General features: G+C 55.9%; 4 protein-coding genes. All 4 read left to right on the top strand.

Going from position 1 to position 3299, the window contains the following annotated elements; genetic code table 11:
* Positions 1–108 (top strand): YggS family pyridoxal phosphate-dependent enzyme (locus tag GX108_02155; protein NLO55850.1); only part of this gene is annotated, 108 nt, incomplete at its 5' end.
* A gap of 24 nt (positions 109–132) precedes the next feature.
* On the top strand, positions 133–630 hold the full coding sequence (locus GX108_02160) for a DivIVA domain-containing protein (protein NLO55851.1): 498 nt from the start codon (positions 133–135) through the stop codon (positions 628–630).
* On the top strand, positions 627–2702 hold the full coding sequence (gene recG, locus GX108_02165) for an ATP-dependent DNA helicase RecG (protein ID NLO55852.1): 2076 nt from the start codon (positions 627–629) through the stop codon (positions 2700–2702). Before GX108_02160 ends, recG begins: the two co-directional genes overlap by 4 nt.
* Before the next feature lie 3 nt (positions 2703–2705).
* Positions 2706–3140, top strand: a complete 435-nt coding sequence (locus GX108_02170) for a hypothetical protein (protein ID NLO55853.1) — start codon at positions 2706–2708, stop codon at positions 3138–3140.
* The last annotated feature ends 159 nt before the right edge of the window (positions 3141–3299 follow it).

Here is a 3299-nt window from a genome sequence, read left to right on the forward strand (position 1 = left end):
CTTCCTGTTCTCTCCATGGGCATGAGCGACGACTTTGAATATGCCGTGATGGAAGGGAGCACCATGGTGCGAATAGGGACCGCCCTTTTCGGCAGGAGACAATATTGACCCCACGGGCAGGGAGGGAAAGAATTGGCAGACCTGTTGACCGTTCTTGATATCGAGAGGATCAATTTCAGCAAGGCCATGAGGGGCTATAATCCCGAGGAGGTCGAGGATTTCCTTGAAAAGGTAGCCGGAAGCCTGCAGGCTTACTCGGAAAGGATTAAGACCCTGGAAGTGCAGCTTTCAAGGTTTGATGAACAGATCAGGGAATACACAGAATTGAAGCAGTCCCTGCAGGAAGCCCTCGTCCTAGCGCAGAAGAGCGCCGAAGAAAGAGTGAGCAGTGCCGAAATCAAGGCCGAGGTTATCATCGCCGAGTCCGAGGCCCAGGCTCACAAGATCGTCATCAACGCAAAGGACAGGGTGGACGTCCACAAGCGGGATATCCAGAGGCTGAGGCAGGTCCGTTACCAGTTCGTGGCTGAGTTCAAGGGCCTGCTTGCCAAGTTCGGGTCCATGCTGAATTCGCTGGAGGCTCCTGCGGAGGAAGAAGAGGGCAAAGGGGAAGGAGAGAGCCATCAGTGACGGAGAGCCTGGCGAGAGACTCCCCCGTCAGGTTCCTGAAGGGGGTTGGGCCCGTACGGGCGTCTCGGCTTCTCAGGCTTGGTGTGCAAACCATCGAGGACCTCCTTTACCTTTTTCCCCGCCGTTACGAGAACAGGGGTGAGGCTGCGCCCCTGGGTTTACTCCAGGCGGGCTCCTACTCCTCGGCCGTCGCCACGGTGTTGGCCATTGAGAGGAAACCCACCAGGAGGAGAAACCTCTCCCTGGTGACGGCCCTGCTCAGTGACGGATCAAGCCTTGTCCAAGCGATCTGGTTTAACCGGAAGGGCCTTGAAAAGATACTGCCGCCGGGTTCGAAGGCCTCCTTCTACGGGAAGGTCGAAAGAAGAGGAGGGTTTTTACAGTTTACCAACCCGGAGTTCGAGATCCTGGCCGAGGAGGATGATTCCTCCGGCCGGAGGACTATCGTCCCTGTCTACCCCGGAACGGAAGGTTTGTACCAGAAGTGGCTGCGACGGCTTGTTTCGGATGCTATCGCATCCTTCCCCGGGGACCTCCTTGATCCCCTGCCCGCTTTTTTACGGGAGTCCAAGGGCTTTATTTCCCAGCAGGAAGCCCTTTCAGAGATGCATTTCCCCTCGGGGCGCGAAGAGTGGGCTCGAGCCAGGAAAAGGCTGGCCTACGAGGAACTCTTCCTCCTCCAGGTGGCCCTTGCCATAAGAAAGCAAGGGTACCTGGAAGATACGGAAGGGAAACCCCTTGAGTGGGAGGGCCCCATGATGAGACGGTTCCTTTCGGGCATTCTTCCCTTCTCCCTTACGGTATCCCAAAAGAAAGTCCTTCGAGAACTCGCCCTGGACAGCTCGGGAAACGTTCCCATGAACAGGCTGCTCCAGGGAGACGTGGGTTCGGGTAAGACGGTGGCGGCGGTGATCTTCCTGATCGCTGCGATAGACAGCGGTTTCCAGGGAGCGATCATGGCCCCCACCGAGATCCTGGCCAGGCAGCACTTCAGGAGAATATCAGATTGGCTTTCCATCCTGGGAATCCCCGTTCATTTTCTCACCGGATCCCTGCCGAACACGCGCAGGGAGGAAGTCCTGGCGGAGATAGCTTCCGGGAAACCCTGTATTACGGTGGGGACCCATACCCTTATTCAAAAGACGGTAAGATTCGGAAAGTTGGCCGCCGTGGTGGTGGATGAGCAGCATCGGTTCGGCGTTCTCCAGAGAGGGGCCTTGACCGGGAAGGGCGATCACCCCCACGTGCTCGTGATGACCGCCACCCCCATACCACGAACTCTGACTCTCTCCGTATACGGCGACCTGGCCTTCTCCGTGATTGACGAACTTCCTCCGGGAAGAACTCCCACGGTGACCAGTTACTTGCGGAATCCCGATGATCCTCGCCTGGCTGAGTTCATCTCAGAGGAGACTGCCAAGGGAGGAAGGGTTTACTGGGTTTGCCCGGTGATCGAGGAGAGCGATAAGCTTCCCCTTATGCCTGTAATAAGACGCCATGAAATGCTCTCAAAACGATTTCCCAGGAAGAAAATCGGCATCCTTCATGGCCAACTCCCCTCCGAGGAGAGGCAGGCCACCATGGATATGTTCGACAGGGGAGACCTTTCGATCCTTGTCTCCACGACCGTTGTCGAGGTCGGTCTCGATGTGAGAGACGCCACTGTGATCGTGATCGAGGACGCCCATCGTTTCGGCCTCTCGCAACTGCACCAACTCAGGGGAAGGGTAGGAAGGGGTGGAGCGGGGGGTTTTTGTTTTCTCGTTGGAAAGCCGGGTACTGAGGATGGGAAGGCGCGGATTGAAGCCATGTGCTCATCTTCGGACGGGTTCGAGATAGCGGAAAAAGATCTTGTCCTTAGGGGGCCCGGCGAGATCTGCGGGGTAAGGCAGCATGGAATAACCGATTTCAGGGTGGCCGACCTTGTGAAAGACAGGCGCCTCCTGGAGGAGGCGAGAGAAGACGCCTTCTCGCTCATTGCATCGGATCCGGCCTTGTCCGGCTACCCCGATCTTCGCCGGGAGGTTTTCAAAAAACTGGGAACGAAGATGAAGCTGGCGGGGACAGCGTGACTTATGAAAAAAGGTGAAAGTACCGAAGGACTGCTGGAATATGCCTTGAGACTGGTCAGCTGGTCGGAACTGACCTGTGGGCAGCTCAGGAGGAAACTTTTGGCCCGGGGAGCTTCGAGAGAGACCTCGGAAAGGATATGCCGGGAAATGAAGGAATCGGGATTTATCGATGACCTGCGCTACTGTGAGCTCTTCGTTTCAACCCACAGGGAATACGGCTTCAAAAGGATGAGAATGGAACTCCTCAAAAGAGGGATTGAACGAAATATCGTGGAGGACATGGTCATCTTTGACCGGGAAGACGAGATCGGGAAGGCTTTGGAACTGATCCGCCATTGGGGGCCCCAACTTGAGATGGAGAAGGTCTGGGGCAGGTTGTCCCGTAGAGGCTTTACCGACTCCGTCATAAGGGAAGCCCTTCGGCGGACTTGTGGTTGAGCTTCCTAATCTGTAGAATACATCAAGACGCTTTTTTGCATATAGCGACTGCTGAATAGATCGACAACTACGAAACTTGACAACGGAATAAGGAGTGATGTACGAATGTTGCCTGTAATTCTAGCAGCAGCTTTCGCCGTCGGCATTTCGATCGGCTTC

Origin of the sequence: Thermovirga sp. (assembly GCA_012523215.1) — a bacterium.
Taxonomy (GTDB): domain Bacteria; phylum Synergistota; class Synergistia; order Synergistales; family Thermovirgaceae; genus 58-81.